Here is a 25,478-nt window from a genome sequence, read left to right as displayed (position 1 = left end):
CCGCATCCTCACTTGCTGCGGCGCATATAGCGTGGATAGAAGGGGCTGTCAGCCTTGCGCTGTGACCGTCTCGACATAAGCTGACATCATGCGCCCTTCCCTGCTCGATCCATTGTTCGTCCCGATCACATCGCTTGCCGGTGTCGGACCGAAGGTCGGCGCGCTGATCGAGAAGGTGGTGACCGCCGATCTCGGCGATCGCGCGGCGCGCGCCGGCGACCTCCTGTTCGTGCTGCCGCACACTGTCATCGACCGCCGCAACCGGCCCGGCATCGCGCTTGCGGCCGAAGGCGCCATCGTCACACTCGACGTGCGCATCGATCGCCACCAGCCGCCGCCGCGCGGTAACCGATCGGTGCCCTACAGGGTCTATGCCCATGACGAGACCGGCGAGATCGCGTTGACTTTCTTCCACGCCCACGCCGCCTATCTCGAAAAGGCGATGCCGGAGGGCGAACACGTCATCGTTTCCGGCCGGATGGAATGGTTCAACGGCCGCCCGTCCATGGTCCATCCCGATCACATCGCCTTGGCCAGCGAAGCCGAGAACCTGCCTCTGGTCGAGCCCGTCTATCCGTTGACGGCGGGGCTGTCGGGCAAGGTGCTGCGCCGGGCGATCGGCCAGGCACTCGGTCGCCTGCCTGTATTGCCCGAATGGCAGGATGCTGAATTTCTGCGCCGCCGCACGTTTCCGGCCTTTGGCGATGCGCTCGCCCGCATCCACAATCCGGCCGACCCCATCGATGTTTCCGTCGATGGCGCGGCGTGGCGCCGGCTTGCCTATGACGAATTGCTGGCCGGCCAGGTGTCGCTGGCGCTGGTGCGGGCAAAGGTCCGCCGCTTGTCTGGCCGCCCATTGATTGGCGACGGCAGCATCGTCGAAAAGCTGCGCGCGGCCCTGCCCTATTCGCTGACGTCCAGCCAGGAATTCGCGCTGGCCGAGATCAATGCCGACCTCGCCGATCCCGAACGCATGCTGCGCCTGCTTCAGGGCGACGTCGGCTCAGGCAAGACGGTGGTGGCGCTGCTCGCCATGGCCCGCGCGGTGGAGGCCGGCGGCCAGGCGGCATTGATGGCGCCGACCGAAATCCTGGCGCGGCAACATCTAGCGACCATCGCGCCCCTGGCGGAAAAAGCCGGCATGCGCGTCGCGATCCTGACCGGCCGCGAAAAGGGCCGTGAGCGTAACGACACATTGGCTGGGCTGGCGAACGGCGACATCGACATCGTCATCGGCACACATGCGCTTTTCCAGGAGACGGTAGCGTTCCACGACCTCGTCTTCGCCGTCATCGACGAACAACATCGTTTCGGCGTCCACCAGAGGCTCGCCATGACCGCCAAGGGCGACGCGCCCGATATGCTCGTGATGACGGCCACCCCAATCCCGCGCACGCTGGTGCTGACCGCCTTCGGTGACATGGACGTGTCCAAGCTGACCGAAAAACCTGCCGGGCGCCAGCCGATCCGCACCGTCACCTTGCCGCTGGAGCGGCTGGACGAGCTGGTTGGCCGCATGCGCGACGCGGTGGCTGAAGGCCAGAAAATCTACTGGATCTGTCCGCTGGTGGAAGAATCCGAAGAGATCAAGCTGATGTCGGCCGAGGACCGTTTCGCCTCGCTGCAGCCGCTGTTCGGAGACCGGATCGGCCTCGTTCACGGCCGCATGAAAGGCGCCGAAAAGGACGAGGCGATGCGGGCCTTCAAGCAGGGCGAGACGCGCATCCTGATCGCCACCACGGTCATCGAGGTCGGCGTCGACGTGCCGGATGCGACGATCATGGTCATCGAACACGCCGAGCGTTTTGGCCTTGCCCAGTTGCATCAGTTGCGCGGGCGGGTCGGGCGTGGCGACAGGCCGTCCTCCTGCGTGCTGCTCTACAAGGACCCGCTCGGCGAAACGGCAAAGCGCCGCCTGTCTGTGATGCGCGAAACGGAAGACGGCTTCCGCATCGCCGAGGAGGACCTGAAACTGCGCGGCGAAGGCGAACTGCTGGGCACCCGCCAGTCGGGCACGCCGGGTTTCCAGGTGGCTGATATCGAGGCGCATGCCGATCTGCTCGAAGCCGCCCGCGACGACGCTCGGCTGATCCTGTCGCGCGATCCCGACCTGCAATCCGAACGCGGCGAAGCGCTTCGGCTGCTGCTCTACCTGTTCGGCCGCGACGAGGCCGTGCGGCTGCTGCGCGCCGGCTGAGGCCCCGTGCCGAGCGGCGGATTGGCAAGCGTTCCATTGATCGGCTCGCCGTTCGCCGTCAGAAGCTTCGCCTTGACCTCGGGCGCCACAAGTCCGGCGGAGACGATAAGCTTGGCGCCATCCTCGATCGTCATGTCGAGCAGTACGATGTCCGACTTCAGCACATACATCAGGAATCCGGTGGTCGGGTTGGGCGTGCACGGCATGAAAACCGCGATCAGCGGGTCGCCTTCCTGATCGAGCTTCTCGTTGATCTCGGTGTGCCTCTCGCCCGCGACAAAGACCAGCGACCAGATGCCCTTGCGCGGATATTCGACCAGCCCGACCTGGCGGAACATGTCGCCCTTGTTCGACAGCACCGTCTCGAAGATCTGCTTCAGCGAGCCATAGATGCCACGCACCAGCGGCATGCGGCCAAGCAGCCGTTCGCCGAAGGAGACGATGGCGCGGCCGACGATGTTGGCGGTCAGGAAACCGATGAGGGTGATCAGGAACAGGGCTACGATCAATCCGAAGCCGGGGACCGGAAACGGCAGATAGGTATCGGGGCTGTAGCGCGCGGGAATATAGGGTTTGACCCAGGAATCCACCCAGCCGATAACCGACCAGGCGATATAGGCGGTGATCGCCAGCGGCGCGCAGACGATGAAACCGGTCAGGAAATAGTTTCTGAGCCGGGTCATGCCGGAGGTTTTGGGGGCATCGGACATGATTCACCGCGGCGCGCTGTTGCGCCGCAACATTAGTGAACCGCCGCCCGGTTTGGAACTGCGAAGTTTTTAAAGACGGCGTGTTGCCCGCGGCTATTCCACCGTCACCGACTTCGCCAGGTTGCGCGGCTGGTCGACATCCGTGCCCATGAACACGGCGGTGAAATAGGCGAGCATCTGGATCGGCAGCGCATAGATGATCGGTGAGATGATTTCCGGCACATCAGGCAGGATGATCGTCTCCATCGTCTTGACGCTCGACTGCGCCGCGCCCTTGGCGTCGGTGATCAGGATGATCTTGCCGCCGCGCGCCGCCACCTCCTGCATGTTCGACACGGTCTTTTCGAAGATGCGGTCATGCGGGGCGATGACGATGACCGGCATGTTCTCGTCGATCAGGGCGATCGGGCCGTGCTTCAGTTCGCCCGCGGCATAACCCTCGGCGTGGATATAGGAGATTTCCTTGAGCTTCAGCGCGCCTTCCATGGCCAGCGGGAAATTGGTGTCGCGGCCAAGATAAAGCACGTTCTTGTAATGGGCGAGATCGCGCGAGACCTTCTCGATCTGATGGTCGAGCTTCAGCACCTGATTGGCAAAACGCGGCGCTTCCGAGAGCTCGCGCACCAGCGTCTTCTCCTGCTCGGCTGAAATCGTTCCCCGCGCCACGCCCGCCCGCACGGCCAGCGAGGCAAGCACGGAAAGCTGGCAGGTGAAGGCCTTGGTAGAGGCGACGCCGATCTCCGGCCCGGCGAGCGTCGGCAGCACGACGTCGGACTCGCGCGCCATCGTCGATTCCCGCACATTCACCACGGCGCCTATCTTCATGCCAGCCTTGCGGCAATAGCGCAGCGAGGCCAGCGTGTCGGCGGTTTCGCCCGATTGCGAGATGAAGAAGGCGGCATCATTCTTCGACAAGGGCATTTCACGGTAGCGGAACTCCGAGGCCACATCGATGTCGACAGGCAGCCGCGCATAGCGCTCGAACCAGTATTTGCCGATCAGGCCGGCGAGATAAGCGGTGCCACAGGCCGAAATCGCCAGCCGGTCGATCTTGGCGAAATCGAACGGCAGGTCGAGCGGCTTGGAGACGCCGCCGACGAAGTCCAGATAATTCGCCAGGGTGTGAGAGATAACCTCCGGCTGTTCATGGATTTCCTTTTCCATGAAATGACGCCGGTTACCCTTGTCGACCATGAAGCTGGTCGAGAGCGACTGCTGACGTTTGCGGACGACCTTCTTGCCGTCAATATCGAAGATGCTGACGCCGCCGCGGCGCACCACCGCCCAGTCGCCGTCTTCCAGATAGGTGATCGAATTGGTGAAGGGTGCGAGCGCGATGGCGTCGGACCCGAGGAACATTTCACCATCGCCATGGCCTACGGCCAGTGGGGGGCCGTTACGGGCGCCGACGATCAGGTCTTCATCGCCCTTGAACATGATGGCGAGCGCAAACGCACCTTGCAGGCGCTTCAGCGCCTGGTGCGCGGCCTCGACGGGATTCAGCCCCCTGGCCAGTTCGCGCGCCACCAGGTGCGCGACGACCTCGGTATCGGTTTGCGAAGAGAACTTGTAACCGTCGCGGATCAGCTCTTCGCGCAGTTCGGCGAAATTCTCGATGATACCGTTGTGAACTATGGCGACGCCGTCCGAAAAATGCGGATGCGCATTCGCCTCATTCGGCACGCCATGGGTTGCCCAGCGCGTATGGCCGATGCCGATAGTGCCGTCGAGCGGCTCGTCCTTCAGACGGCGTTCCAGATTGACCAGCTTGCCTTCCGCGCGGCGGCGGCCGAGCTGGCCGTGTTCGATGGTGGCGACACCGGCGGAATCATAGCCGCGGTATTCGAGCCGTTTCAGAGCGTCGACGATAAGCGGCGCAACCTGTGACTGGCCGACAATTCCAACGATACCGCACATAAAGACAGCCCCCGATTCCCCATGGAAAACCAGCGTTACTTAGGGATGGCCGGCCCGCCACGAAAGTCACATTGCATTTCGTCCCGTATCAGCCGGAACGCTCGTGCACGCATGCATCATGACAGACCGCTCTTGCAATCCCGTTACCAGCATCACCAGGATTTTCTCGATTTTCCCGGGCGTTCGCCTGGTGTTGCCCAACTGCCGTTTCCGGTAGAATGGCGCGACGAAGCTCGCCCGCTGAAGGGATCAAACGATGGAACGCTATCATCCGGTGGCCATGGTCGCCTTTCTTTGTGGCTTAACCACGTCCGCGGCCTGCCCTAGAGACTGCAGGCACTTCGATCAGGCCGCGAACCGATGAGTGGCATCAGAGACGTCGTGACGCTGTGGCGCCCGGTGGGCCCGCGGGAGCTTAGGCTTATTGAAGCGGCGGAAATGCGGGCATTCCCGCCGCGCCTGCCGGACCAGCCCATCTTCTATCCGGTTCTGTCCGAAGCCTATGCCGTACAGATTGCGCGCGACTGGAATGTGCCGGCCAGCGGCGCCGGCTATGTCACGCGGTTCGATGTGCTGAAAAGCTTCCTCGACAGGTACCGGGTCGAGCATGCCGGCAGCAGGGCACATCTGGAATATTGGATCCCGGCCGAAGACCTTGCCGATTTCAACCGGGCAATCGTCGGCAGGATCGAGGTGACCGCTGCTTTCGGCAAGGATGCCGCCGGCTAGCCGCTAATGGTCCGCGCCAGCCGCCTTCTTCTTCGCCGCGGCGGCCGAAGCAAAGCGCTCGCGCAACTCCTTGCCCTTGCCCGGGATCGTCTTCTGACGGGCCCGGCCGAAGGCCAGCGCATCCTCGGGCACGCTTTCGGTGATGACGCTGCCCGATGCGATATAGCCGCCCTTGCCGATGGACACGGGTGCCACCAGCGAGGAATTCGAGCCGACGAAAGCGCCCTCGCCGATATCGGTGAAGAATTTCGAGTAACCGTCATAGTTGCAGGTGATGGTGCCGGCGCCGATATTCGCGCCGGCGCCGACCCGGGCATCGCCGATATAGGTCAGGTGGTTCACCTTGGCGCCCTCCTCGATCACGGCCTGCTTGACCTCGCAGAAATTTCCGACCTTGGCTTTGTTCCTGAGGTCGGCACCCGGTCGCAGGCGCGCGAACGGTCCGACATCGCAATTTTCAGCGATGCTGGCGCCTTCTATATGGCTGAAGGCATGGATCTTGGCGCCGCTGGCGATCTTTACGCCGGGTCCGAACCAGACGTTGGGCTCGACAATCGTGTCAGCACCGATCTCGGTGTCGTGCGAGAAGAACACGGTGTCCGGTGCGATGAGCGTAACGCCTGACAGCATCGCCTCACGCCGCCGGCGCGCCTGCCAGATGCCTTCGGCCTGGGCGAGTTCGGCTCGGTTGTTGATGCCCAGCGCGTTCTCGAAGCTTGCCTCTGTACCTACGACATCAAGCCCCCGTGCGCTGGCGATCTCGACGATATCAGTGAGATAATATTCGCCCTTGGCATTCCTGTTACCGACCGCATCGAGCAGCTTCAGCACCTGGTCTCCGGCCACCGCCATCATGCCGGCATTGCAGAAAGTGATCTTCTTTTCTTCCTCGCTGCAGTCCTTTTCCTCGCGGATGGCGATCAGATTGCCGCCTTTTTCAATCAGGCGGCCATAGCCGGCAGGACTGGGCGGACGGAAGCCTATGACCACGACGGCCGCACCCTCGGCAAGCCTCTGTCGCGCCACGGCAAGCGCCTCCGGATCAATCAGCGGCGTATCGCCAAACATGACGAGGATATCGTCATATCCCCTTGATATCGCGTCGCGCGCCGCAAGCACGGCATGGGCGGTGCCCAAGCGCTTTTCCTGCACGAAGGTCTCCGCCTTCGGCGCGAACCTCGCCGCCGCCTTGCGCATCTCTTCCGCGCCATGGCCGATCACCAACGCCTGGCCGCCGGCACCTGCGGCTTCGGCCGCCTTCACCACGTGAGCCACCATCGGCAGCCCGGCGATCTGGTGCAGCACCTTCGGCAGCGCACTCTTCATGCGAGTGCCTTCGCCGGCAGCGAGGATGACGGACAGGCAGGATCTCTGGCTCATGGACGGGCAACCATATGAAAGGGATTTGGAATCAAGGCATGCTAGCAGCGGCGCAATGCTTCACCAATGCGGTTAAATTCCGGTGAGTTTGCGGAGCAGGTGACACTCCATCGGCGGGGCCTGACGTCGGCCTGTCGCGCTCATCACGATAAAATCTGGGATTTGATTTCCTGCGGGGTCGGCCACGGCCTGGCGGCATGAAACCAACGTTGGAGCGGCAATCGACGGGATGCCAACGACCCAATATCAGCATGCCCCGCCCTGGCTACGCAAGAAGCGCGGGTATGGCCGCAACGCTGCAATCAGGGCGAATGAATACACCTTTTTGCCCGGCTTGCTTGTCAGGCTTTTCCCGGCTCTGGGCGGATAAACCGAAAGGGGATGCCAGCTTAAAACCTGACTCAGTACGTGGGTGAATCACAATTGTTTAAATCTCGTATCGACGGATTATGAGATCGTTAACTTTGCCATCACGGATTGGTTGTTGGCAAGATGTAATCAGTACGCACATCTCAGAAAGAGGATGCGGTTATGAAAAAGATCCTTCTCGTCGCAACAATTCTGGTTGCCTTTACTAGTTATTCCGACGCCATGTCTGTCGGAAGTGGTAACGGCAACGGCAATGGCAACACCGGCATTGGCAACGGTAACGGCAACGGCAACGGCAATTCCGGGTTCGGCAACGGCAACGGTAATGGCAACGGCAACACCGGCATCGGCAATGGCAACGCCAACGGTAACGGTAATTCCGGCATCGGCAATGGCAATAACAACGGCAACGGCAATGCCGGCGTCGGCAATGGCAATGGCAATGGTAATGGTAACGGCGGCACCGGAGGTACTGGTGGTACCGGCGGTACTGGTGGCACCGGAGGCACGGGCGGTACCGGAGGCACTGGTGGCACCGGCGGTACTGGTGGCACGGGCGGTACTGGTGGCACGGGCGGCACTGGTGGCACTGGTGGCACCGGAAGCAACAGCCGGGCCGGCGCCTCCCAGGCGGCGGTGACAACTGTCTGCGGTGGCCTGCACTCTGGCGCTCAGCTCAACAGCATTTGCCCAAAGTAATTAGCAAGCGTACGAGTAAGTACGAGTAAGAATGTAAGTGTAAAAGTAACGTTGGCCGGCAACGATTGAACCGGCAACGGCACGCCGCCGGCCAACGGAAATTGAGTTATCACAACAACCGGACCAGCCTATTGGAACCGGCATACCGGGGGCGTCAAGGACAAACCGCAACTCTGCGCGAGGTAGACGATGGCCGACAATGTATCAGCACCCGCTGTCTTTCTGATCGTTGCGGCATTGGCGGTCGCTTCGTCCGTCACTCCCGCGATGGCGGGGACCGGTAACGGAAATGGCAACGGCAACGTTGGCAATGGCAACGGCAACGGCAATTCCGGAAACAACAACGGCAATTTCAACACCGGCGACAATAACGGCAACTACAATACCACCAATGGGAACGGCAACGTTGGCAACGATCAGGGCAATGGCGCGACTGCCAATGACGACTCGGCGCGACTGAAGGCCTGGCTTGAGGCCTTGCGGAACAACCTTTCCGGCAATCCGCCTCAGTGAGCAATCCGCCTCAGTGACAAAGGCCGCAATTGGCCTGCTGCCAGCTCGATTTCCTTGCCTATCCCAGCCGGCCTAGCACCGGAAAATTCTCCAGCAGCCAGTAGGATACGGTCTGCACGCCACCCGTTAGGAAGAAGATGCCGGCGACGACCAGTAGCGCGCCGATGGCCTTTTCGACGCGGCCGAGATGGACACGGAATTTTCCGAGGAAACGCATGAAGGCCCCGGAAAACAGCGCCGCGATGAGGAACGGAATGCCGAGGCCGAGCGAATAGGCGGCGAGCAGCAATGCGCCCTCGCCCACAGTCTCGCGTCCGCCGGCCAACGTCAGTATCGGCCCCAGCACCGGGCCTATGCAAGGCGTCCAGCCGAAGGCGAATGCCAACCCCATGACATAGGCGGCGACAGCGCTGGCCGGTTTTCCCTGCGACTGGAAGCGTGCCTCGCGCGACAGCAGCGGAATGCGCAGGATACCGAGGAAATTCAGGCCCATCAGGATGATGAGCACGCCGGCCCCCATCGCCAGCGGCTCCTGCCATACGCGTAGCAGCCGGCCGATCGTCGAGGCCCCGGCGCCGAGCGCCACGAAGACTGTCGAGAACCCGAGCACGAAGGCGAGCGAGGAATAAAGCAGCGCGCCGCGCGTGCCCTCCCGTGCCGCCAAACCCGCATTGCCGCGAAAATCATCGACCGACACGCCGGCCATGTAGCAGAGATAGGGCGGCACCAGCGGCAGCACGCAAGGCGACAGGAATGAGATGGCTCCCGCTCCTACCGCACTGACGTAGCCGATATCCAATGCCATTTGCCAAGCTCCATTGAAGTCCGCGCCGATATAGAGACGCCAGGATCTGTCTGCCAATCACCATTGCGTGGCAAGTCGTCAGGCGAACTGTCCGGAAGAAACAGTATCGTGCAAGCGTTTGCACCGGGAGGCCGCGATTTGCCGCGCCTCTTCGTATCCAGGGAGATTTTCATGAACACGACGATCGTTGGACTTGCCGCGCTTTTGCTTGGCACCGTTACATCCTACGCCGCCGACGCGTGGAAGGAAGCCGATGTCGGCGGCACCAAGATCTACACCGCCGCAAGCGGCATGACGCTCTATTCCTACGACAAGGACGAAAAGGGCAAATCGAACTGTTACGACAAGTGCGCCGCCAACTGGCCGCCGCTGAAAGCCGAAGCCGGTGCAAAGGCTGACGACGAATGGTCTGTTGTCGACCGCACCGATGGCAGCAAGATGTGGGCCTATGACGGCAAGCCGGTCTACACGTTTGTGAAGGACACGAAGGCCGGCGACATGAACGGCGAAGGCGTTGGCGGCGTCTGGCACGCTCTGAAGGCCGATTGAGCCCGACCTGAACAACCCGCCGTGTCTGGCGGCTGCGGTCGCCGGACAGAACTCGAAATCCGGCGCCCACCTATCCGATCCGTTCCCGTGGCGGGTTTCGCAAGCCCAGGCCTGGGCGCAACCGGTCCAGCCTCAACCGAGAACTTGCCGCCGCGGATTTTCACAAAGGCTGGCGCTGGATCGATGTCCCCCTTATATTCGATGTGATTTGTTCCTCCTCCCGGCTTCGTTGGCGGCTTGCCCTGTCGGCGGCAACAACCCGGTTCTTGCCCTCGGATTTTGCTCCGCATCGGCCGATTGCATACATTGCACAAGAGATGCATTTTGGGCGTTCGCCCTTGACCGGATGCAAAAGCGCGGCCATGTGAGCGACAAATTGAACGAGATTTCGTCGCGCGCAGCGGAATTCTTCTGCCGCATCACAGCTGATATGAGACCTCATGGACGTAGTCGTCGTCGAATCGCCGGCCAAGGCGAAGACAATCAACAAGTACCTCGGAAAGAACTACAAGGTTCTGGCCTCGTTCGGCCACGTCCGTGATTTGCCGGCCAAGGACGGCTCGGTGCGTCCGGACGAGGATTTCGCCATGTCCTGGGCTGTCGACACGGCCTCGGGAAAGCGCCTTGCCGACATCGCCAAGGCGGTGAAGGATGCCGACGGCTTGATCCTTGCCACCGACCCGGATCGCGAAGGCGAAGCCATTTCCTGGCACGTGCTGGAAGTGCTGAAGCAGAAGCGCGCGCTGAAGGACAAGACGGTCAGCCGCGTCGTCTTCAACGCCATCACCAAGTCGTCGGTACTGGAAGCGATGGCCAATCCGCGCCAGATCGATGCGCCGCTGGTCGATGCCTACCTCGCCCGCCGTGCGCTCGACTATCTCGTCGGCTTCACGCTTTCCCCCGTGCTCTGGCGCAAATTGCCGGGCGCCCGCTCTGCCGGCCGAGTCCAGTCGGTGGCGCTGCGCCTGGTCTGCGACCGCGAATCCGAGATCGAGCGTTTCATCCGAGAGGAATACTGGCAGATCGCCGCATTGCTCGGCACGCCGCGCAACGAGACTTTCGAGGCGCGGCTGACCGCCTTCGAGCGCAAGAAGCTGCAGAAACTCGATATCGCCAACAAGGCGCAGGCCGACGACATCAAGACGATGCTCGAAGGCGCGACCTTCAAGGTGGCTTCGGTCGAAGCCAAGCCCACCAAGCGCAATCCCGGCCCTCCCTTCACCACTTCGACGCTGCAGCAGGCGGCCTCATCGGGCCTGGGTTTTTCCGCCAGCCGCACCATGCAGGTGGCGCAGCGCCTGTATGAAGGCATGGAGATCGGCGGCGAAACCACCGGCCTCATCACCTACATGCGAACCGACGGCGTGCAGATGGCGCCAGAGGCGATTTCCGCCGCTCGCGATGCGATCGCCAAGGAGTTTGGCCCGAAATACCTGCCCGAAAAGCCGCGCCAATATACCGCGAAAGCCAAGAACGCCCAAGAAGCGCACGAAGCGATCCGCCCGACGGACTTCATGCGCACCCCGGCATCGGTCAGGCAGTATCTCGATTCCGACCAGATGCGGCTCTATGAACTGATCTGGAAACGGGCCATCGCCAGTCAGATGCAGTCGGCCGAGATCGAGCGCACCACCGTCGAGATCGAAGCCGTCAACGGCGCCCGTACCGCCGAGTTGCGCGCCATCGGCTCGGTGGTCCGCTTCGACGGCTTCATCGCCGCCTACACCGACCAGAAGGACGACGACGCGGAAGACGAGGAAAGCCGCCGCCTGCCCGAGATCCGCCCTGGCGAACAGTTGGCACGACAGGCAATCAACGCCACCCAGCACACGACAGAACCGCCGCCGCGTTACTCGGAAGCCTCCCTGATCAAGAAGCTCGAAGAACTCGGCATCGGCCGCCCGTCGACCTACACGGCGATCCTGAAGACGCTCGAGGACCGCGACTACGTCACCATCGACAAGCGCCGGCTGGTGCCGCAGGCCAAGGGCCGTTTGCTCTCGGCTTTCCTCGAAAGCTTCTTCGAACGCTATGTCGAGTACGACTTCACCGCATCGCTTGAGGAAAAGCTGGACGAAATCTCCGACGGCAAGCTCGCCTGGAAAGACGTGCTGCGCGATTTCTGGAAGGATTTTTCAGGCGCGGTCGCCGACATCAAGGAACTGCGTGTCACCGACGTGCTCGATGCGCTCAACGAGGAACTGGCGCCGCTGGTTTTCCCCGCTCGCGAGGACGGCTCCAATCCACGCATCTGCCCCAAGTGCGGCACCGGCAACTTGTCGCTGAAGCTTGGCAAGTTCGGCGCCTTCGTCGGCTGCTCGAACTATCCCGAATGCTCCTTCACCCGCCAGCTCGGCGACGCCGCCAACCCGAATGGCGAGAATGGCGGCGGCGATGACGGCACCAAGGTGCTCGGCAAGGACCCTTACACGGCCGAGGAAATAACGCTGCGCAGCGGCCGGTTCGGCCCCTATATCCAGCGTGGCGATGGCAAGGAAGCAAAGCGCTCCAGCCTGCCGAAGGGCTGGACGCCGGAGTCGATCGACCACGAAAAGGCGCTCGCCCTGCTGGCGCTGCCGCGCGACGTCGGCCAGCATCCGGAATCCGGCAAGATGATTTCCGCCGGGCTCGGTCGCTACGGTCCGTTCGTGCTGCATGATGGAACCTACGCAAATCTCGAAAGCATCGAGGACGTGTTCTCGATCGGCTTGAACCGCGCGGTCTCGGTGATCGCCGAGAAGCAGCTGAAGGGCAAGGGCGGACGCAACGGTGGTACGGCGGCCGCCCTGAAGGAGCTTGGCGACCATCCCGATGGCGGCGGCAAGATTGTCGTGCGCGATGGCAAATACGGGCCCTACGTGAACTTCGGCAAGGTCAATGCCACATTGCCCAAGGGCAAGGATCCGCAGTCGGTGACGATCGAGGACGCGCTGGCGCTGATCGCCGAGAGGGAAGCCAAGGGCGGCGGCAAGAAGCCTGTCCGCAAGGCTGACGCGGCCAAGGCACCGGCGGAAAAGAAAGCGGCTGCCAAGAAGCCGGTAGCGAAGAAAAAGGGATAGGTCAGCGTGGCGCGAAGGATCACCGGTAGAAGGCACGGCGATCCGCGCACCGCCGACAACAGGGCCAAGGTCAAGGACGACTACAAGCCCTCGCGCGACGAAATCCTGCGCTACATCGCCGAAAATCCGGATCGCGCCGGAAAGCGTGATATCGCCAAGGCCTTCGCGCTGCGTGGCGAAGATCGCATCTGGCTGAAGGACATCTTGCGCGACCTGCAGGACGAGGGCCTGCTGACCAAGGAGCGCAAGAAACTTGCCCGCGTCGGCGCCCTGCCCCATGTCGCCGTGCTCGACATCTTCGGCCGCGACGGTGACGGCGTGTTGCTGGCCCACCCCGCCGAAGCCGTCGGCACCGGCGAGCCGCCCGTTGTTTCCATCCGCGTCTCGCGTAGCGGCAACGCCCCGGCGCCTGGCATCGGCGACCGCGTGCTGGCCAAGACCTTCCCGACCGACGACGCGACGGGCCCCGCCTATACCGGGCGGGTGATGAAGATATTCGAGAAGCGCACGGATGCGGTGCTCGGTGTGTTTCGCATCCTGCAGGACGGCACCTTCCGCATCGAACCGGTCGAACGGCGCCAGCCCGAACTGATCGTCGACAAGGAGTTCCAGAACGGCGCCAGGAACGGCGATCTGGTCGAGGTCGAGCCGGCGCGGGCCTCCCGCTATGGGCTGCCCAGGGCCAAGGTGCTGGCGGTTCTGGGGTCACTGACCAGTGAAAAGGCGGTCTCGATGATCGCCATCCACGCCCACGATATCCCGCACATCTTTCCAGCCGACGTCATCGCCGAATCCGAAGCCGTCAAGCCGGCCACGATGGCCCATCGCGAGGATTGGCGCGACCTGCCCTTGCTCACAATCGATCCGGCCGACGCCAAGGACCATGACGACGCGGTGTTTGCGGCTCCGGACGAGGATGAGAAGAACCCCGGCGGCGTGGTCGCCACCGTGGCGATTGCCGATGTCGCCGCCTACGTCCGCTATGGCACAGCGCTTGATCGCGAAGCCTTGAAACGCGGCAATTCGGTCTATTTCCCCGATCGTGTCGTGCCGATGCTGCCCGAGCGAATCTCCAACGATCTCTGCTCGCTACGCGAAGGCCAGGAACGGCCCGCTCTGGCCGTACGCATGGTGTTTTCGGCCGAAGGGCGAAAGATCAGGCATTCCTTCCATCGTGTCATGATGAAGTCGGCGGCAAAACTCTCTTACCAGCAGGCTCAGGCGGCAATCGACGGAGCGCCGGATGACAAGACCGGCCCGATCCTCGATACCGTGCTGAAACCGCTCTGGGATGCCTACGCCGTCCTGAAGCGCGGCCGTGACGGACGCCAGCCGCTGGAACTGGATTTGCCGGAGCGCAAGATCATTCTGAAGCCGGACGGAACCGTCGACCGCGTCATCGTTCCGGAGCGGCTCGACGCGCACAAACTGATCGAAGAGTTCATGATCCAGGCCAACGTCGCGGCCGCCGAGACATTGGAAGCGAAGAGACAGGCGCTTGTCTTCCGCATCCACGATGCGCCGTCATTGGCCAAGCAGGAATCGCTGCGCGAATTCCTGCAGACACTTGGCCTGTCGCTGGCTCGCGGCGCACAGATGCGCCCTGCCCAGTTCAACGGCATTCTGGAGCGAGTTCGCGGCGACGACAATGAAGGGCTTGTCAACGAGGTGGTGCTGCGCTCGCAGAGCCAGGCCGAATACTCGCCCAAGAACATCGGCCATTTCGGCCTCAACCTGAAGCGCTACGCGCATTTCACCTCACCTATACGCCGTTATGCAGACCTCATCGTGCATCGTGGTCTGATTGCCGCACTCGGCCTTGGCCCGGGCGGGCTTACGCAGGAAGAGGAGGCCCGGCTCGAAGATGTCTCGGTGCTGATTTCCGGCACCGAACGCCGCGCCATGGCCGCTGAGCGCGATACGGTCGACCGGTTGATCGCCGCCTATCTCGCCGAGCGCATAGACGACCGTTTCGACGCGCGCATTTCAGGCGTCACCAAATCGGGGCTTTTTGTCCAATTGCCGCAGTTCGGCGCGGATGGCTTCATCCCGGTGTCAACCTTGGGCGGCGATTACTATATATACGACGAAGCGGCCCGCTCGCTTTTCGGAGAACGCGGCGGCAAGGGGTACCAACTGGCTGACCGTGTCGAAGTCCGGCTGGTGGAGGTGGCTCCAATGGCCGGATCGATGCGATTCGAGATGTTGACCGACCCGAAGCCTTTGGCAGGCTCCAAGCGGTCGTTTCACAAGGCTAAGGGCCGTGCCCGCGCGTCGCAATCGCGTCCAGGGACGCGCGGCAGGAGACGATGATGGAACAGCAGGTTTTCGGTGGCGAACACCACTCGGGCCGGACAGCCCGTCCGTTGTGGACTGCCATGAAGCGCGGCATGCTTGGCCGCTGCCCGAATTGTGGGGAAGGCAAGTTGTTTCGCGCCTTCACCAAGACTGTCGATACCTGCAGTGTCTGTGGCGAGGAAATTCATCACCATCGCGCCGACGACCTTCCCGCCTATCTCGTTATCGTCATTGTCGGCCACATCATTCTCGGCGCCTTCATGGGGGTCGAGGCGACATCGACGCTCTCCACCTGGCAGCACATCGCCATCTGGGTGCCGCTGACCATCCTGCTCTCCGTGGCATTGCTGCAGCCTGTAAAGGGCGCCGTCATCGGACTGCAATGGGCCTTCTATATGCACGGGTTCGGTGACGAACACGACGTGATCGAGCCCCATTCCTGAGCCTGGGTTGCGGCCATGATGCCGCCTGGCGCAACATACCGACCGTGAAAGGCCACTTTCGCTTGCCAGAAGTTTCCGCTAGGTCCTGCGCATGGACGGTATGACCAAGGTGGAAGTCGACAGGATCGAGCGGGGCGTGATCGCTCCTAGAGACAGGCCGATTCGCCCGCGCGACGCGGCGACCCTGATCCTGCTGGATCGCAAGGGCGACAAAATCCTTGTCCTGATGGGACGTCGCCACGCCAGCCATGCCTTCATGCCCGGCAAATTCGTCTTTCCCGGCGGCCGCACGGATCCTGCCGATAGCCGCATCCCCACAGCAACCGCGCTGCATCGCGATGAAGAAGCAAAGCTGCTTGCAGGTCCAGGCCGCACAAGCACAATCCGTGCCCGCGCCATCGCGCTGTCGGCAATCCGCGAAACCTATGAGGAAGCCGGGTTGCTGATCGGCCAGAAAGGCGCGTTCGCGACCGACGTCAGCGACTGGCAGGGCTTTGTCGAACACGGTGTGATGCCTTCGCTGGACAGGCTGCGCTTCGTCGCACGCGCCATAACCCCACCCAACCGCGTGCGCCGTTTCGACACCCGGTTCTTCAGCGCCTGGCGCGACGACGTTGCAGTGGAGTTGCCGGATGGCGGGCCGACCAACGAGTTGGAAGAACTCGTCTGGCTGCCTCTTGCCGACGCCAGGCAAGCTGACATTCCTGACATCACTCGATCGGTTCTGGAGGAACTGGAGAAGCGCCTCGCGCACGATCCGCTTTTGAACCCCGGCGGTTCGGTGCCGTTCTACAGGCTCATCCGCAACCGTTTCACCCGCGAAATTCTATAGAACACAGAGTGCCTAGCATCCCATGACGGTCGATACCCAACCACAGGGCGACGAGCGCGTACACTGGCTTCCGATGGTCGCTGCGATCTCGTCGATCAGCGTCGTCGGCATTGCCATCGGCCTTGGCATGCCACTGCTCAGCGTCATCCTGGAAACACGCGGCCATTCGGCGTCGATGATCGGCCTTAATACGGCGGTCGCCGGCCTTGCCTCGATCGCGGGCGCACCGCTCGCCACGCCGCTCGCCACGCGCTTTGGCGTCGCCTGGACAATGGTTGCCATGATTGCGGCGGGCGCGCTGGCGTTTGTGGGCTTTCATTTCGCACCTGATTTCTGGATGTGGTTTCCACTGCGCATCGTGCTGCACATCGCGCTGACGGTGCTGTTCATCCTGTCGGAATTCTGGATCAGCACGTCGGCGCCGCCACACCGGCGCGGCCTGGTACTGGGCATTTATGCCACCGTCTTGTCCCTGGGCTTTGCCGCGGGGCCATGGCTCTTTGCCCATCTGGGCAGTTCCGGCTTCAGGCCTTTCGGCGTCATCATCGTGTTGGTGACCTTGGCCGCGATCCCGGTTCTGGCAGCGCGCAATGAGAGCCCGACAATCGTTCAGGACGGCGAAACCAGCAATTTCCTGCGCTACATCTGGCTGGTACCGACGGCGACCGCCGCCGTTCTGGTGTTCGGCGCCGTCGAAACCGGCGGCTTCGCGCTTTTCCCGGTCTATGGCAACCGCATCGGCTATTCCGAAGCCGACGCGGCGCTTCTCCTGACCATGATCGGGCTCGGCAACGTGCTGTTGCAGATCCCGATCGGCATGATCAGCGACCGCGTCAGCGATCGACGCTATCTGCTGCTGGCTTGCGCAACAGTCGGCCTTGCAGGCACGATCTTCATGCCCTTCTTCGCGCAGAACTGGCACCTTATGGCGGCACTTCTGTTCGTCTGGGGCGGCGTCGTCGCGGCCATGTACACGATCGGCCTGGCCCATCTCGGCTCCCAGTTGTCAGGCCACGAACTGGCCTCTGCGAACGCCGCCTTCGTGCTCTGCTACGGCGTCGGCATGGTGCTTGGGCCGCAGGCGATCGGCATCGGCATGGATGCGTTCGGACCGTCCGGATTCGGCTGGTCGCTGGGCATATTCTTCGCCGCCTATATGGTGCTTGTCGGCGCGAGGCTTGTCCGAAAAATTCTCTAGAGCCAGCCCCTTACGTTCAGGCTGATGCGGTGACAGGCTGCTGACAGAACCGTGTCAGGAGCTCCCCTATATAAGGAGACCTCAAAACTCCCGAGTTGAGGACACTCCGATGATCGACAGCGGCTTTGAAACCACTTCGTTGCGCATGACACTGCTCCTGCTTGTGACCTTCCAGGCACCCTCCGCCGATGTCGACCGCATCATGGAATCAGTCGTTGCGATCACGCCGCTGCGCATGGGCAAGTACGACCGCAACGCCTATCAGTCGGCAGATGGCATCGAGCGCTATCGGCCGCTAGAAGGCGCCGCCGCCGGTCCGGAGACCGAATTGCGGCGACGGCCGGGTACCGTCGAGATTTCGTTCGAATTGCCGGACGATCAGGCGCTGGCCGCCCGCGTCGTCGAAGCGATCTTCCAGGCACATAGCTACCAGGAACCGGTAATCCGCATTCAGCCGATACTCGCCAGCCGCTCCAAGGGACTGGACGATCGCGCCAATCCGAATCGCTGGTGGAACACCACCGGCGACTGGAAAAAGGCCGCCGCGCCGGCCAGGATTGACGCGACCCCAGGGACATTTTCGGCTGACGAGGCCTCGATCGGCGTGGCGAGGTCGCCTGCCGCCGACCAGTTCCAGGACCATCGGGCTTGACTTTCCAGGCACGTTCTTTATGTGTCGCGCCAAGTTTCCCGCGTCCGGGTGTTTGCCCGTGCTCCAGCGGCCAAAACTCCACGAACATTAATGGACTGATATCATGGCCAAAGCCGCAAACATCAAGATCAAGCTTCTGTCGACCGCCGACACCGGTTTCTTCTACGTGACCAGCAAGAACAGCCGCACCAAGACCGACAAGCTGTCGTTCCGCAAGTACGACCCGGTCGCCAAGAAGCACGTCGAATTCAAGGAAACCAAGATCAAGTAATCTGGTTCTTCCGGAATGCCAAAACGCCGCCCGATGGGCGGCGTTTTTCGTTGTGCGTTGGTCGTTGCAGGCTTCTCGCGAAGCGCCCTATCCCACGCGATCGCCGCTCTTGGGATCAAACAGGTGCAGCGCGGCCGGATCGGCCGATAGCCGCACGGTGTCGCCCGGCCTGACATTGCTGCGCCCCATGGCGAAGACGCAGACCTGTTGATTGGCGAGCTTGACATAGAACTGAGTCGACAGGCCCAGCGGCTCGACCACTTCGACCTCGGCCTTGATGGCGCCGTCGTCGACCAGTTGGATATGCTCCGGCCGCAACCCGACGGTGAGCGCATCACCGTCCTTCAGCGGCAATCCATCGGGCAGCGCGAGCGCCTGGCCATCGGCCAGGACCGCGCTGGTCTTGCCGTCCTTGCGCACCGTCGCCGGCAGGAAGTTCATGCCGGGGGAGCCGATGAAGCCGGCTACGAAAATGTTGACCGGACGATCGTAAAGTTCCAGCGGCGCGCCGACCTGCTGTACGAAGCCGTCATGCATGACGACGATGCGGTCGGCCATGGTCATCGCTTCGATCTGGTCATGGGTTACGTAGACCGAGGTGGTTTTCAGTTGCTGGTGCAGCGCCTTGATCTCGGCGCGCATATGGACGCGCAGCTTGGCATCGAGGTTGGAAAGCGGTTCGTCGAACAGGAAGACCTTTGGGTCGCGCACGATGGCGCGGCCCATGGCGACACGCTGGCGCTGACCGCCGGAAAGCTGGCGCGGCAGGCGCTGCAGGTAGCTGTCAAGCCCCAGCCGGCTGGCGGCGCTGCCGACGCGCTTGTCGATCGTTGCCTTTTCCGCCTTCTTCAGGAGCAGGCTAAAGCCCATGTTCGACGATACGTCCATGTGCGGGTAAAGCGCGTAGGATTGGAACACCATGGCGATGTCGCGGTCCTTGGGGGCGACGTCGTTGACCAGCCGTTCGCCGATTCGGATTTCGCCGCCCGAAACCTCCTCCAGACCGGCGATCATCCGCAGCAGGGTCGATTTCCCACAGCCGGACGGACCGACCAGCACGACGAACTCGCCATCGGCGATCTCGAGGTCGACACCATGAAGGATACGCAGCGAGCCGTAATCCTTCTGGACGTGTTGCAGCGTAACGGAAGCCATCGGTTATCCTTTGACCGCGCCGGCGGTAAGGCCGGTCACGAGATAGCGTTGCAGGAAGGCGAAGAAGATGCAGACCGGGATCAAAGCCAGAATGGACGCGGCCATCATCTGTCCCCAGTCGACGGCGAACTTGCCGATATAAGTGAGTAGTCCGACCGCGAAGGTCTTCTTGTCGTCGCTGGAAATCAGCATCAGCGCAAACAGCAGTTCGCTCCACGCCGCCGTGAAGACGAAGCCGAGCGTCGCGCCCATGCCGGGTAGCGTCAGCGGTACGATCACCTTGCGCATCGCCTGGGCGCGCGTGCAGCCGTCGATCATCGCCGCCTCTTCAAGGTCCTTCGGGATGCCGTCGAAGAAGGACTGCATCAGGAAGGTGGCAAAGGCCGTGTTGAAGGCGGTGTAGATGATGATCAGCCCGATCAGGCTGTTGGTCAGGCCAAGCTCGCCCATCACGCGGTAGATCGGCGGAATGACCATCACCAGCGGGAACGTCTGGGTCAAAAGCAGCATGATGGCGAGCGCTGCCTTGCCGCGAAAGGTGAAGCGCGACATGGCATAGCCGGCCAGCGTGGCGATCACCGTCACCAGCGCCGCCGTCGCCACCGAAACGATGACGCTGTTCAGGAAATAGCGCGGGAAGTCGGAGGCCTCCAAAACTGTGAAAAAGTTCTGGAACGTCGTCTGCGACGGCCACAAGGTGATGCCCTCGGAATAGAGCAGCCGCTCGGGCGTGACCGATATCTTCAGCGTCCAGAAGATCGGAAACAGTGCGAAGACCATGTAGGCAGCGATGGCGCCGTAGAGGCCAATGCCGCCGACAATGCGCGACGAGGTGGAACGACCGGCGATCATCAGACATGCCTCACAAGCGTGCGCCGGATGGCGATCAGCGCCACGGCGTAGAGGATCAGCAACCCAAGCAGCAGCACCGCCACCGCCGAGGCATAGCCCTTGTCCAGCGACTTGAAGGCGCTGACATAGACGTAAACCGGCACGGTGTTGGTCGAGCCGGCGGGCCCCCCTCCCGTCATCACGAAGATCAGATCGGCGAATGTGGCGATCCAGATCGTGCGCAGCATGACAGTGATGACGATGGTCGGCGCGAGGAACGGCAGCGTCACCTTGCTGAAGCGCTGCCACGGCGAAGCGCCATCTATCGCCGCCGCCTCATGCAATTCTGCGGGGATCGACTTGAGCGCGGCGAGCAGCGTGATGGCGAAGAACGGAATGCCGAACCAGATGTTGGCGATGATCGGCCCCCACATGGCCGTGGCCGGATCGGACAGGATACTGGTGGACGGATCAGACCTGAGCCCCAACGCGAAAAGCCAGTGCGGCAGCGGCCCGATGATCGGGTTGAACAGCCACGCCCATGTCAGGCCCGAAAGGAAGGATGGCACCGCCCATGGCAGGAAGACCACGGCCTGGACGAACTTGCGCCCGATGAACGGCTTGTCGAGAAGCAAAGCCAGGCCGAGGCCGAGAAAGAACTGAAAGAAAAGGCTGGCGACCGTCCACCACAGCGTGTTGACAAGCGCCTGCCCCAGCACCGCATCCGACAGCATGGCGTGGTATTGGCCAAGGCCGACATATTCCGATTTGAAAGCGGAGAACTTGCGGAACGAATAGCTGATGCCGATGATGAGCGGGACCACCAGCACCACGATCAGAAGCACGATTGCCGGGCTGAGATACAGCCAGGGCTCGATGGTCGCATAAGACAGCCGTTTACGGCGCGAGGCGCCGGCGGATCGCATTTCAGGGACGGCATAGGTCATAGATGGCTCTGCGTTGAGAGGTGAATGCCGCCTGGGCGACAGCGCCCTTCTCCCCGTTTTGCGGGGTGAGCATGATCCGCGTAGCGGATGAAAGCGAGTTGGTTGGAACGGCCGGAGCGCCAGCGAAACACCGGTTACCGAGGGCAGATGAGGGGCAGCGCGAACCTTGGGGTGTTGGCGCCGCCTCTCATCCGGCCCTTTCGGGCCACCTTCTCCCCGCGAACGGAGAGAAGGAAAGCCAGGCCTATTTCTTGTTCTTGGCCATCCAGTCCTGCTGCTCCTTGGTCAGGAAGGCAGCCCATTCGTCGGCAACATCCTTGGCCGTCTTCTGGCCAAGGAGAACTTCCTGGAAGTTCTTGATCGCGACCTGGTCAACGAAATTGCCGAGATTTTCCAGATGGGTCGGCGGCGTGACCATTTCGTATTTGCTGGTGTCGCTCAGTTCCTCGAACCAGCCCTTGAACTGCTCGGTCTTGAAGTGCGCGTCCTGATCGGCGCCATTGTGGATCGGAATGACACCGACTTCCTTGGCCCATTCAAGATTGTCCTTGGGCGACAAAAGCGTCGCCATCAGCTTCCAGGCGTCGTCCTTGTGCTGCGAGTTGGCGAACATCGCCCAGCCGCCGTAGCCCAGCGTCGGGAACGACTTGCCCGTTGGCCCGACCGGCATCGGCGCCACCGCGAAATCATCGGCGCTCATCTTGTCGGCAATGCCGAGCAGCGCATCCGGATCCTGGTTGATCATGGCACAGGTGCCCGAATAGAAACCCGTGACGGTTTCGTTGAAGCCCCAGCTGACGGCATCCTTCGGCGCCAGACCGTCCTTGTACATGTCGGCCAGCATCTGGAGGCCCTTGACGGAACCCGGATCGTTGATGGTCGACGTGCCATCAGCGTTGAAGTAGCCGCCCTTCCCGTCCGCGATGTTCATGAACATGTGCATTCCGTTGAAGCCGCCCGGGCCGCCGCGCAGGCAGTAGCCATATTTGCCCGGCAGTGCGGAGATCTTCTTGGCGTCGGCGATGAATTCGTCGAGCGTCGCGGGCGGACCGTCCAGGCCAGCCTGCTTGAACAGCTTCTTGTTCCAGAACAGCGCGTTCACGTAGTAGCCATAAGGGATCATGTACTGCGTGTTGTTGACGGTGGAGCCGAACTCCTTGGCCCGCTCGCCCAGCGTCTTGGCATCAGGCCATTTGGCCATGTAGGGACCGAGATCCTCGAGCTGGCCGTTGTTGGCGTAGAGCCCCATCCAGCGCTCCGGCATCTCGACCACATCAGGCGTGTCGCCGGCCTGCACCATGGTAAGGAATTTTTCAAAAGCCTGGCCCCAGGGCAGAGAGACCAGGTCGACCTTGACGCCCGGATTGGCCGCCTCGAACTCGGCGATCTGCTTCTTCAGGAATTCCGTGCGCGGCGGACTGGTGATAACCTCGACCATCTTGAGGGTCGTATCCGCCATCGCGGTTCCGGCGGAAATCGCCAGTCCCGCGGCGGCTGCAAGCATTACGCTCAGACGTTTCATCTTGAACACTCCCATTTCAGTTTGCTGCTCCAGTTATTTTTTTGCTTTTTCGAAGGCCTGGGCCACATCCGCCCAGAGGTCCTCGACATTCTCCAATCCGACATTGAAGCGGATGGTCCGGGGGCTGACGCCGAAGCGCGCCATCGAATTCACGCCAGGCGTCTGCTCGAGAGACGCCTTGGCAGGCACGACAAGGCTCTCATGCCCGCCCCAACTGACGCCGATGCGGAAATATTTCAGCGCATCGACGAAGACGGGGATGTCGATGTCCTCGGTCACCTCGAACGAGAAGAGGCCCGCATAGCCGGCCAACGTCGCCTTGCCCGGATGGTTCGAATAGACGGGATGGTTGACCCGCTCGACATTGCCATGCGCCTTCAGCCGTTCGGCGATGGTCAGCCCGCTCTTCATGTGGTACGGCAGGCGCAGCGGCAACGTGCGCAGCCCGCGCAACAGCAGCCAGGCCTCGAACGGAGACAGCTTGCCGCCAAGAAACGAATAGGTCTGCTCATTGATATGCTTGATATGAACCGCTGACCCCGCCACGACGCCGGCGACCGTATCACTATGACCGCCCAGATATTTAGAGGCCGAGTGCAGGACCAGGTCCACGCCGTGCAGGATCGGCTTCTGGAAAACCGGCGTCGCCCAGGAATTGTCGATCGTGGTGATGATGCCCTGCTCCCTGGCCAAGCGGGTCAGGTGCGGCAGATCCTGCAGCTCGAACATCATCGACGTCGGGCTTTCGAGATAGAGCAGCTTTGCGCCGGGCAGTGCGGCCGCGACCGCGTCGGGGTCGGAGCCATCGACGTAGTCCACCTTGATGTTGAGCCGCGGCAGGAGCCGCTCGAACAGCCGGTAGGCGTCACCGTAGCAGTTGCGCACGGCCACGATGCGTTCGCCCGCGCCGACAAATGCAAGCACCGTGGCGCTGATGGCCGCCATGCCGCTGGAAAAGCCGCGTGCCGCCTCGGCACCCTCGAGCGCCGCCACGCGGCCCTCGAACTCCATCACCGTCGGATTGTCGCCGCGCGAATAGATCGGCTGGCGCCGTCTGCCGGCGAACGTATCGGCCATCTCGGCGTAGTTGGCGAAGGTGAACAGCGAGGTCTGGTAGATCGGTGGCACCACGGCGCCGCCAGGAAACGGCTCGTCGTGAGCCAGAAGCGTTGCCGCCTCGGCGAGATAGTCGTGATCGAAACCGGTTGGATGCTCGTTCATTTCAGGTCCAGGAGTTTGAGTTTGGCGGCGCCGAGCTTCAGGTCGTTCTCGACCGTGGCGATCAGCTTGAGCGCTTCGGCGCGTGCGCCATCAGGATCACCGTCGGCGATGCGCTCATAGATGGTGCGATGGTAGGGAAAGCTGGCGTGGCCAAAATCGCGCACGCCGAGCGGATGCTCCCAGAAGCGGTGGAACAATTCGTGCATGGCGGAGATGATCTGCTCGAACAGCGGGTTGCCCGAAACCCGATAGATTGCCTGGTGGAACTCCCAGTCCTCATCCGACGACATTCCATCACGCATGAGAAAGGCCTGTTCCATGGCTTCCAGCTTGCGGGATATCTCCGCGATATCCGCCAGGCTTGCGCGCTCGGCGCAAAGCGCCGCGGCCTCCGCCTCCAGCGCGCGGCGAATCTCCAGCGTGTGCATCAGGCTGGTGAAATCATGGCCGCCCGCCAGCGTAAGCGGCATATGCAGCATGTCGGCCGATACGGCAGCCTTGAGATAGGTACCGCTGCCTTGCCTCCGCTCGACGAGGCCCAGCCCCTCCCAGCGCGTCAGCGCCTCGCGCACCGTGTTGCGGCTGACCTTCAGCCGCTCGGCAAGGATGCGTTCGGTCGGAAGTCTTTCACCCGGCTGCAGGGCCTCGGCGCTGACAAAGCCCACCAACGCCTTCAGCACGGCGTCGTCGCGCGCCGTCGTCTGGATGGGTGGCAGGCTGTTCTGGTCCACATCTCCTCCAAGTGGTCCAATGGTCCAACCAATTTCTGCACAGAAGGAAACTCCTGTCAACCGACCGTCAGGAGCGAAGACTGCTTTCACCGGAAATTGTGCGCCGGGAGTTGGGCGGCTGGGGTCGCGTATATCCGTTGCACCGAGGCGGCGGTGCTTCAAGGTCATTCCATGAACCGCCAGCGTCTTCAACGGCCTGGCATGGAATCCTGATGTGTTTTCAAAAAGGGGGCCGGTCGGCGTTTGGCAGCGGTACGAGGAGGCCACTATGTGCCAGCGCCGGCCGGCCGACCCCACGGACCCAGGAGATGCGGCGGACCTGAGACATGGGGTATTCTTGGGATTGACCGGCGATCTACCCTCGTGCCGGCCATCTCTTGTCTACCCGCACACTCGCCCAAGAACTGATGAAAATCAACAGTTTCTTAACCACGGCTCGCGAATCGCTTG

At 62.3% G+C, this 25,478-nt stretch carries 21 protein-coding genes and 1 pseudogene; 12 read left to right on the top strand and 10 right to left on the bottom strand.

Annotation, left to right across the window (positions count from 1 at the left end):
* The first annotated feature begins 88 nt into the window (after positions 1 to 88).
* Positions 89 to 2,197 (top strand): ATP-dependent DNA helicase RecG, encoded by a 2,109-nt coding sequence (gene recG / locus ACO07C_RS03580; RefSeq protein ID WP_421912860.1) that lies wholly within the window; start codon positions 89 to 91, stop codon positions 2,195 to 2,197.
* On the opposite strand, the gene ACO07C_RS03575 is transcribed toward recG, so the two are convergent.
* A complete protein-coding gene (locus ACO07C_RS03575) occupies positions 2,149 to 2,907 on the bottom strand; it encodes a DUF502 domain-containing protein (RefSeq protein WP_421912859.1) in 759 nt (252 codons plus the stop codon). The two genes, recG and ACO07C_RS03575, sit on opposite strands and share 49 nt — an antisense overlap.
* Positions 2,908 to 3,000: 93 nt before the next feature.
* On the bottom strand, positions 3,001 to 4,824 hold the full coding sequence (gene glmS / locus ACO07C_RS03570; RefSeq protein ID WP_421912858.1) for a glutamine--fructose-6-phosphate transaminase (isomerizing): 1,824 nt from the start codon (positions 4,822 to 4,824) through the stop codon (positions 3,001 to 3,003).
* Positions 4,825 to 5,184: 360 nt separating this feature from the next.
* Between glmS and ACO07C_RS03565 the strand changes: the two genes are divergently transcribed.
* On the top strand, positions 5,185 to 5,553 hold the full coding sequence (locus ACO07C_RS03565; RefSeq protein WP_421912857.1) for an ADP-ribosylation/crystallin J1: 369 nt from the start codon (positions 5,185 to 5,187) through the stop codon (positions 5,551 to 5,553).
* A 3-nt stretch (positions 5,554 to 5,556) separates the two neighbouring features.
* Here the strand turns inward: ACO07C_RS03565 and glmU are convergent, their stop codons facing one another.
* Positions 5,557 to 6,933 (bottom strand): bifunctional UDP-N-acetylglucosamine diphosphorylase/glucosamine-1-phosphate N-acetyltransferase GlmU, encoded by a 1,377-nt coding sequence (glmU, locus tag ACO07C_RS03560; protein ID WP_421912856.1) that lies wholly within the window; start codon positions 6,931 to 6,933, stop codon positions 5,557 to 5,559.
* A 531-nt stretch (positions 6,934 to 7,464) separates the two neighbouring features.
* Here glmU and ACO07C_RS03555 point away from each other — a divergent pair.
* Entirely contained in the window at positions 7,465 to 8,001 is a 537-nt protein-coding gene (locus ACO07C_RS03555; protein WP_421912855.1) for a hypothetical protein, read from the top strand.
* A gap of 189 nt (positions 8,002 to 8,190) precedes the next feature.
* Positions 8,191 to 8,514, top strand: a complete 324-nt coding sequence (locus ACO07C_RS03550; RefSeq protein WP_421912854.1) for a hypothetical protein — start codon at positions 8,191 to 8,193, stop codon at positions 8,512 to 8,514.
* 58 nt (positions 8,515 to 8,572) lie between these two features.
* Here the strand turns inward: ACO07C_RS03550 and ACO07C_RS03545 are convergent, their stop codons facing one another.
* Positions 8,573 to 9,319: a cytochrome c biogenesis CcdA family protein gene (locus ACO07C_RS03545; RefSeq protein ID WP_421912853.1), complete on the bottom strand. Its 747-nt coding sequence runs from the start codon at positions 9,317 to 9,319 to the stop codon at positions 8,573 to 8,575.
* A 171-nt stretch (positions 9,320 to 9,490) separates the two neighbouring features.
* Between ACO07C_RS03545 and ACO07C_RS03540 the strand changes: the two genes are divergently transcribed.
* From ACO07C_RS03540 to rpmG, 8 genes and pseudogenes are all read left to right on the top strand, one after another.
* On the top strand, positions 9,491 to 9,868 hold the full coding sequence (locus tag ACO07C_RS03540; protein ID WP_421912852.1) for a hypothetical protein: 378 nt from the start codon (positions 9,491 to 9,493) through the stop codon (positions 9,866 to 9,868).
* 440 nt (positions 9,869 to 10,308) lie between these two features.
* The gene (gene topA, locus ACO07C_RS03535; protein WP_421912851.1) at positions 10,309 to 12,927 is read left to right on the top strand and encodes a type I DNA topoisomerase; all 2,619 of its coding nucleotides are present in this window, start codon (positions 10,309 to 10,311) and stop codon (positions 12,925 to 12,927) included.
* A 6-nt stretch (positions 12,928 to 12,933) separates the two neighbouring features.
* Positions 12,934 to 15,240, top strand: coding sequence for a ribonuclease R (gene rnr, locus ACO07C_RS03530; RefSeq protein WP_421912850.1), 2,307 nt, complete (start codon positions 12,934 to 12,936; stop codon positions 15,238 to 15,240).
* Entirely contained in the window at positions 15,240 to 15,668 is a 429-nt protein-coding gene (locus ACO07C_RS03525; RefSeq protein ID WP_421912849.1) for a DUF983 domain-containing protein, read from the top strand. The genes rnr and ACO07C_RS03525 overlap by 1 nt, the downstream gene beginning before the upstream one ends.
* A gap of 91 nt (positions 15,669 to 15,759) precedes the next feature.
* Positions 15,760 to 16,500, top strand: coding sequence for an NUDIX hydrolase (locus ACO07C_RS03520; protein WP_421912848.1), 741 nt, complete (start codon positions 15,760 to 15,762; stop codon positions 16,498 to 16,500).
* Between the two features lie 22 nt (positions 16,501 to 16,522).
* On the top strand, positions 16,523 to 17,698 hold the full coding sequence (locus tag ACO07C_RS03515) for an MFS transporter (RefSeq protein WP_421912847.1): 1,176 nt from the start codon (positions 16,523 to 16,525) through the stop codon (positions 17,696 to 17,698).
* A gap of 109 nt (positions 17,699 to 17,807) precedes the next feature.
* Positions 17,808 to 18,251 (top strand): annotated as a pseudogene (locus ACO07C_RS03510) (hypothetical protein); the annotation flags it as partial.
* A 202-nt stretch (positions 18,252 to 18,453) separates the two neighbouring features.
* Positions 18,454 to 18,621 carry a 50S ribosomal protein L33 gene (gene rpmG, locus ACO07C_RS03505; RefSeq protein ID WP_006201775.1) on the top strand — a complete coding sequence of 56 codons (168 nt, stop codon included), beginning with the start codon at positions 18,454 to 18,456 and terminating at the stop codon, positions 18,619 to 18,621.
* Between the two features lie 87 nt (positions 18,622 to 18,708).
* Here rpmG and ACO07C_RS03500 read toward each other — a convergent pair whose 3' ends face one another.
* The 6 genes from ACO07C_RS03500 to ACO07C_RS03475 all read right to left on the bottom strand — a co-directional run bounded on the left by ACO07C_RS03500 (position 18,709) and on the right by ACO07C_RS03475 (position 25,028).
* Positions 18,709 to 19,776 carry an ABC transporter ATP-binding protein gene (locus tag ACO07C_RS03500; protein WP_421912846.1) on the bottom strand — a complete coding sequence of 356 codons (1,068 nt, stop codon included), beginning with the start codon at positions 19,774 to 19,776 and terminating at the stop codon, positions 18,709 to 18,711.
* Between the two features lie 3 nt (positions 19,777 to 19,779).
* On the bottom strand, positions 19,780 to 20,628 hold the full coding sequence (locus ACO07C_RS03495; protein ID WP_421912845.1) for a carbohydrate ABC transporter permease: 849 nt from the start codon (positions 20,626 to 20,628) through the stop codon (positions 19,780 to 19,782).
* Positions 20,628 to 21,554, bottom strand: a complete 927-nt coding sequence (locus ACO07C_RS03490; protein ID WP_421912843.1) for a carbohydrate ABC transporter permease — start codon at positions 21,552 to 21,554, stop codon at positions 20,628 to 20,630. Before ACO07C_RS03490 ends, ACO07C_RS03495 begins: the two co-directional genes overlap by 1 nt.
* A gap of 244 nt (positions 21,555 to 21,798) precedes the next feature.
* Positions 21,799 to 23,076 (bottom strand): ABC transporter substrate-binding protein, encoded by a 1,278-nt coding sequence (locus ACO07C_RS03485; protein WP_421912842.1) that lies wholly within the window; start codon positions 23,074 to 23,076, stop codon positions 21,799 to 21,801.
* A 33-nt stretch (positions 23,077 to 23,109) separates the two neighbouring features.
* Positions 23,110 to 24,297, bottom strand: a complete 1,188-nt coding sequence (locus tag ACO07C_RS03480) for a PLP-dependent transferase (RefSeq protein WP_421912841.1) — start codon at positions 24,295 to 24,297, stop codon at positions 23,110 to 23,112.
* Positions 24,294 to 25,028, bottom strand: coding sequence for a FadR/GntR family transcriptional regulator (locus ACO07C_RS03475; protein WP_421912840.1), 735 nt, complete (start codon positions 25,026 to 25,028; stop codon positions 24,294 to 24,296). The genes ACO07C_RS03480 and ACO07C_RS03475 overlap by 4 nt, the downstream gene beginning before the upstream one ends.
* Positions 25,029 to 25,478 lie beyond the last annotated feature (450 nt).

It is taken from the genome of Mesorhizobium sp. (assembly GCF_965229135.1).
Taxonomy (GTDB): domain Bacteria; phylum Pseudomonadota; class Alphaproteobacteria; order Rhizobiales; family Rhizobiaceae; genus Mesorhizobium.
The sequence above is the reverse complement of the archived record's forward strand: the minus strand, read 5'-3'. Positions and strand labels throughout refer to the sequence as shown.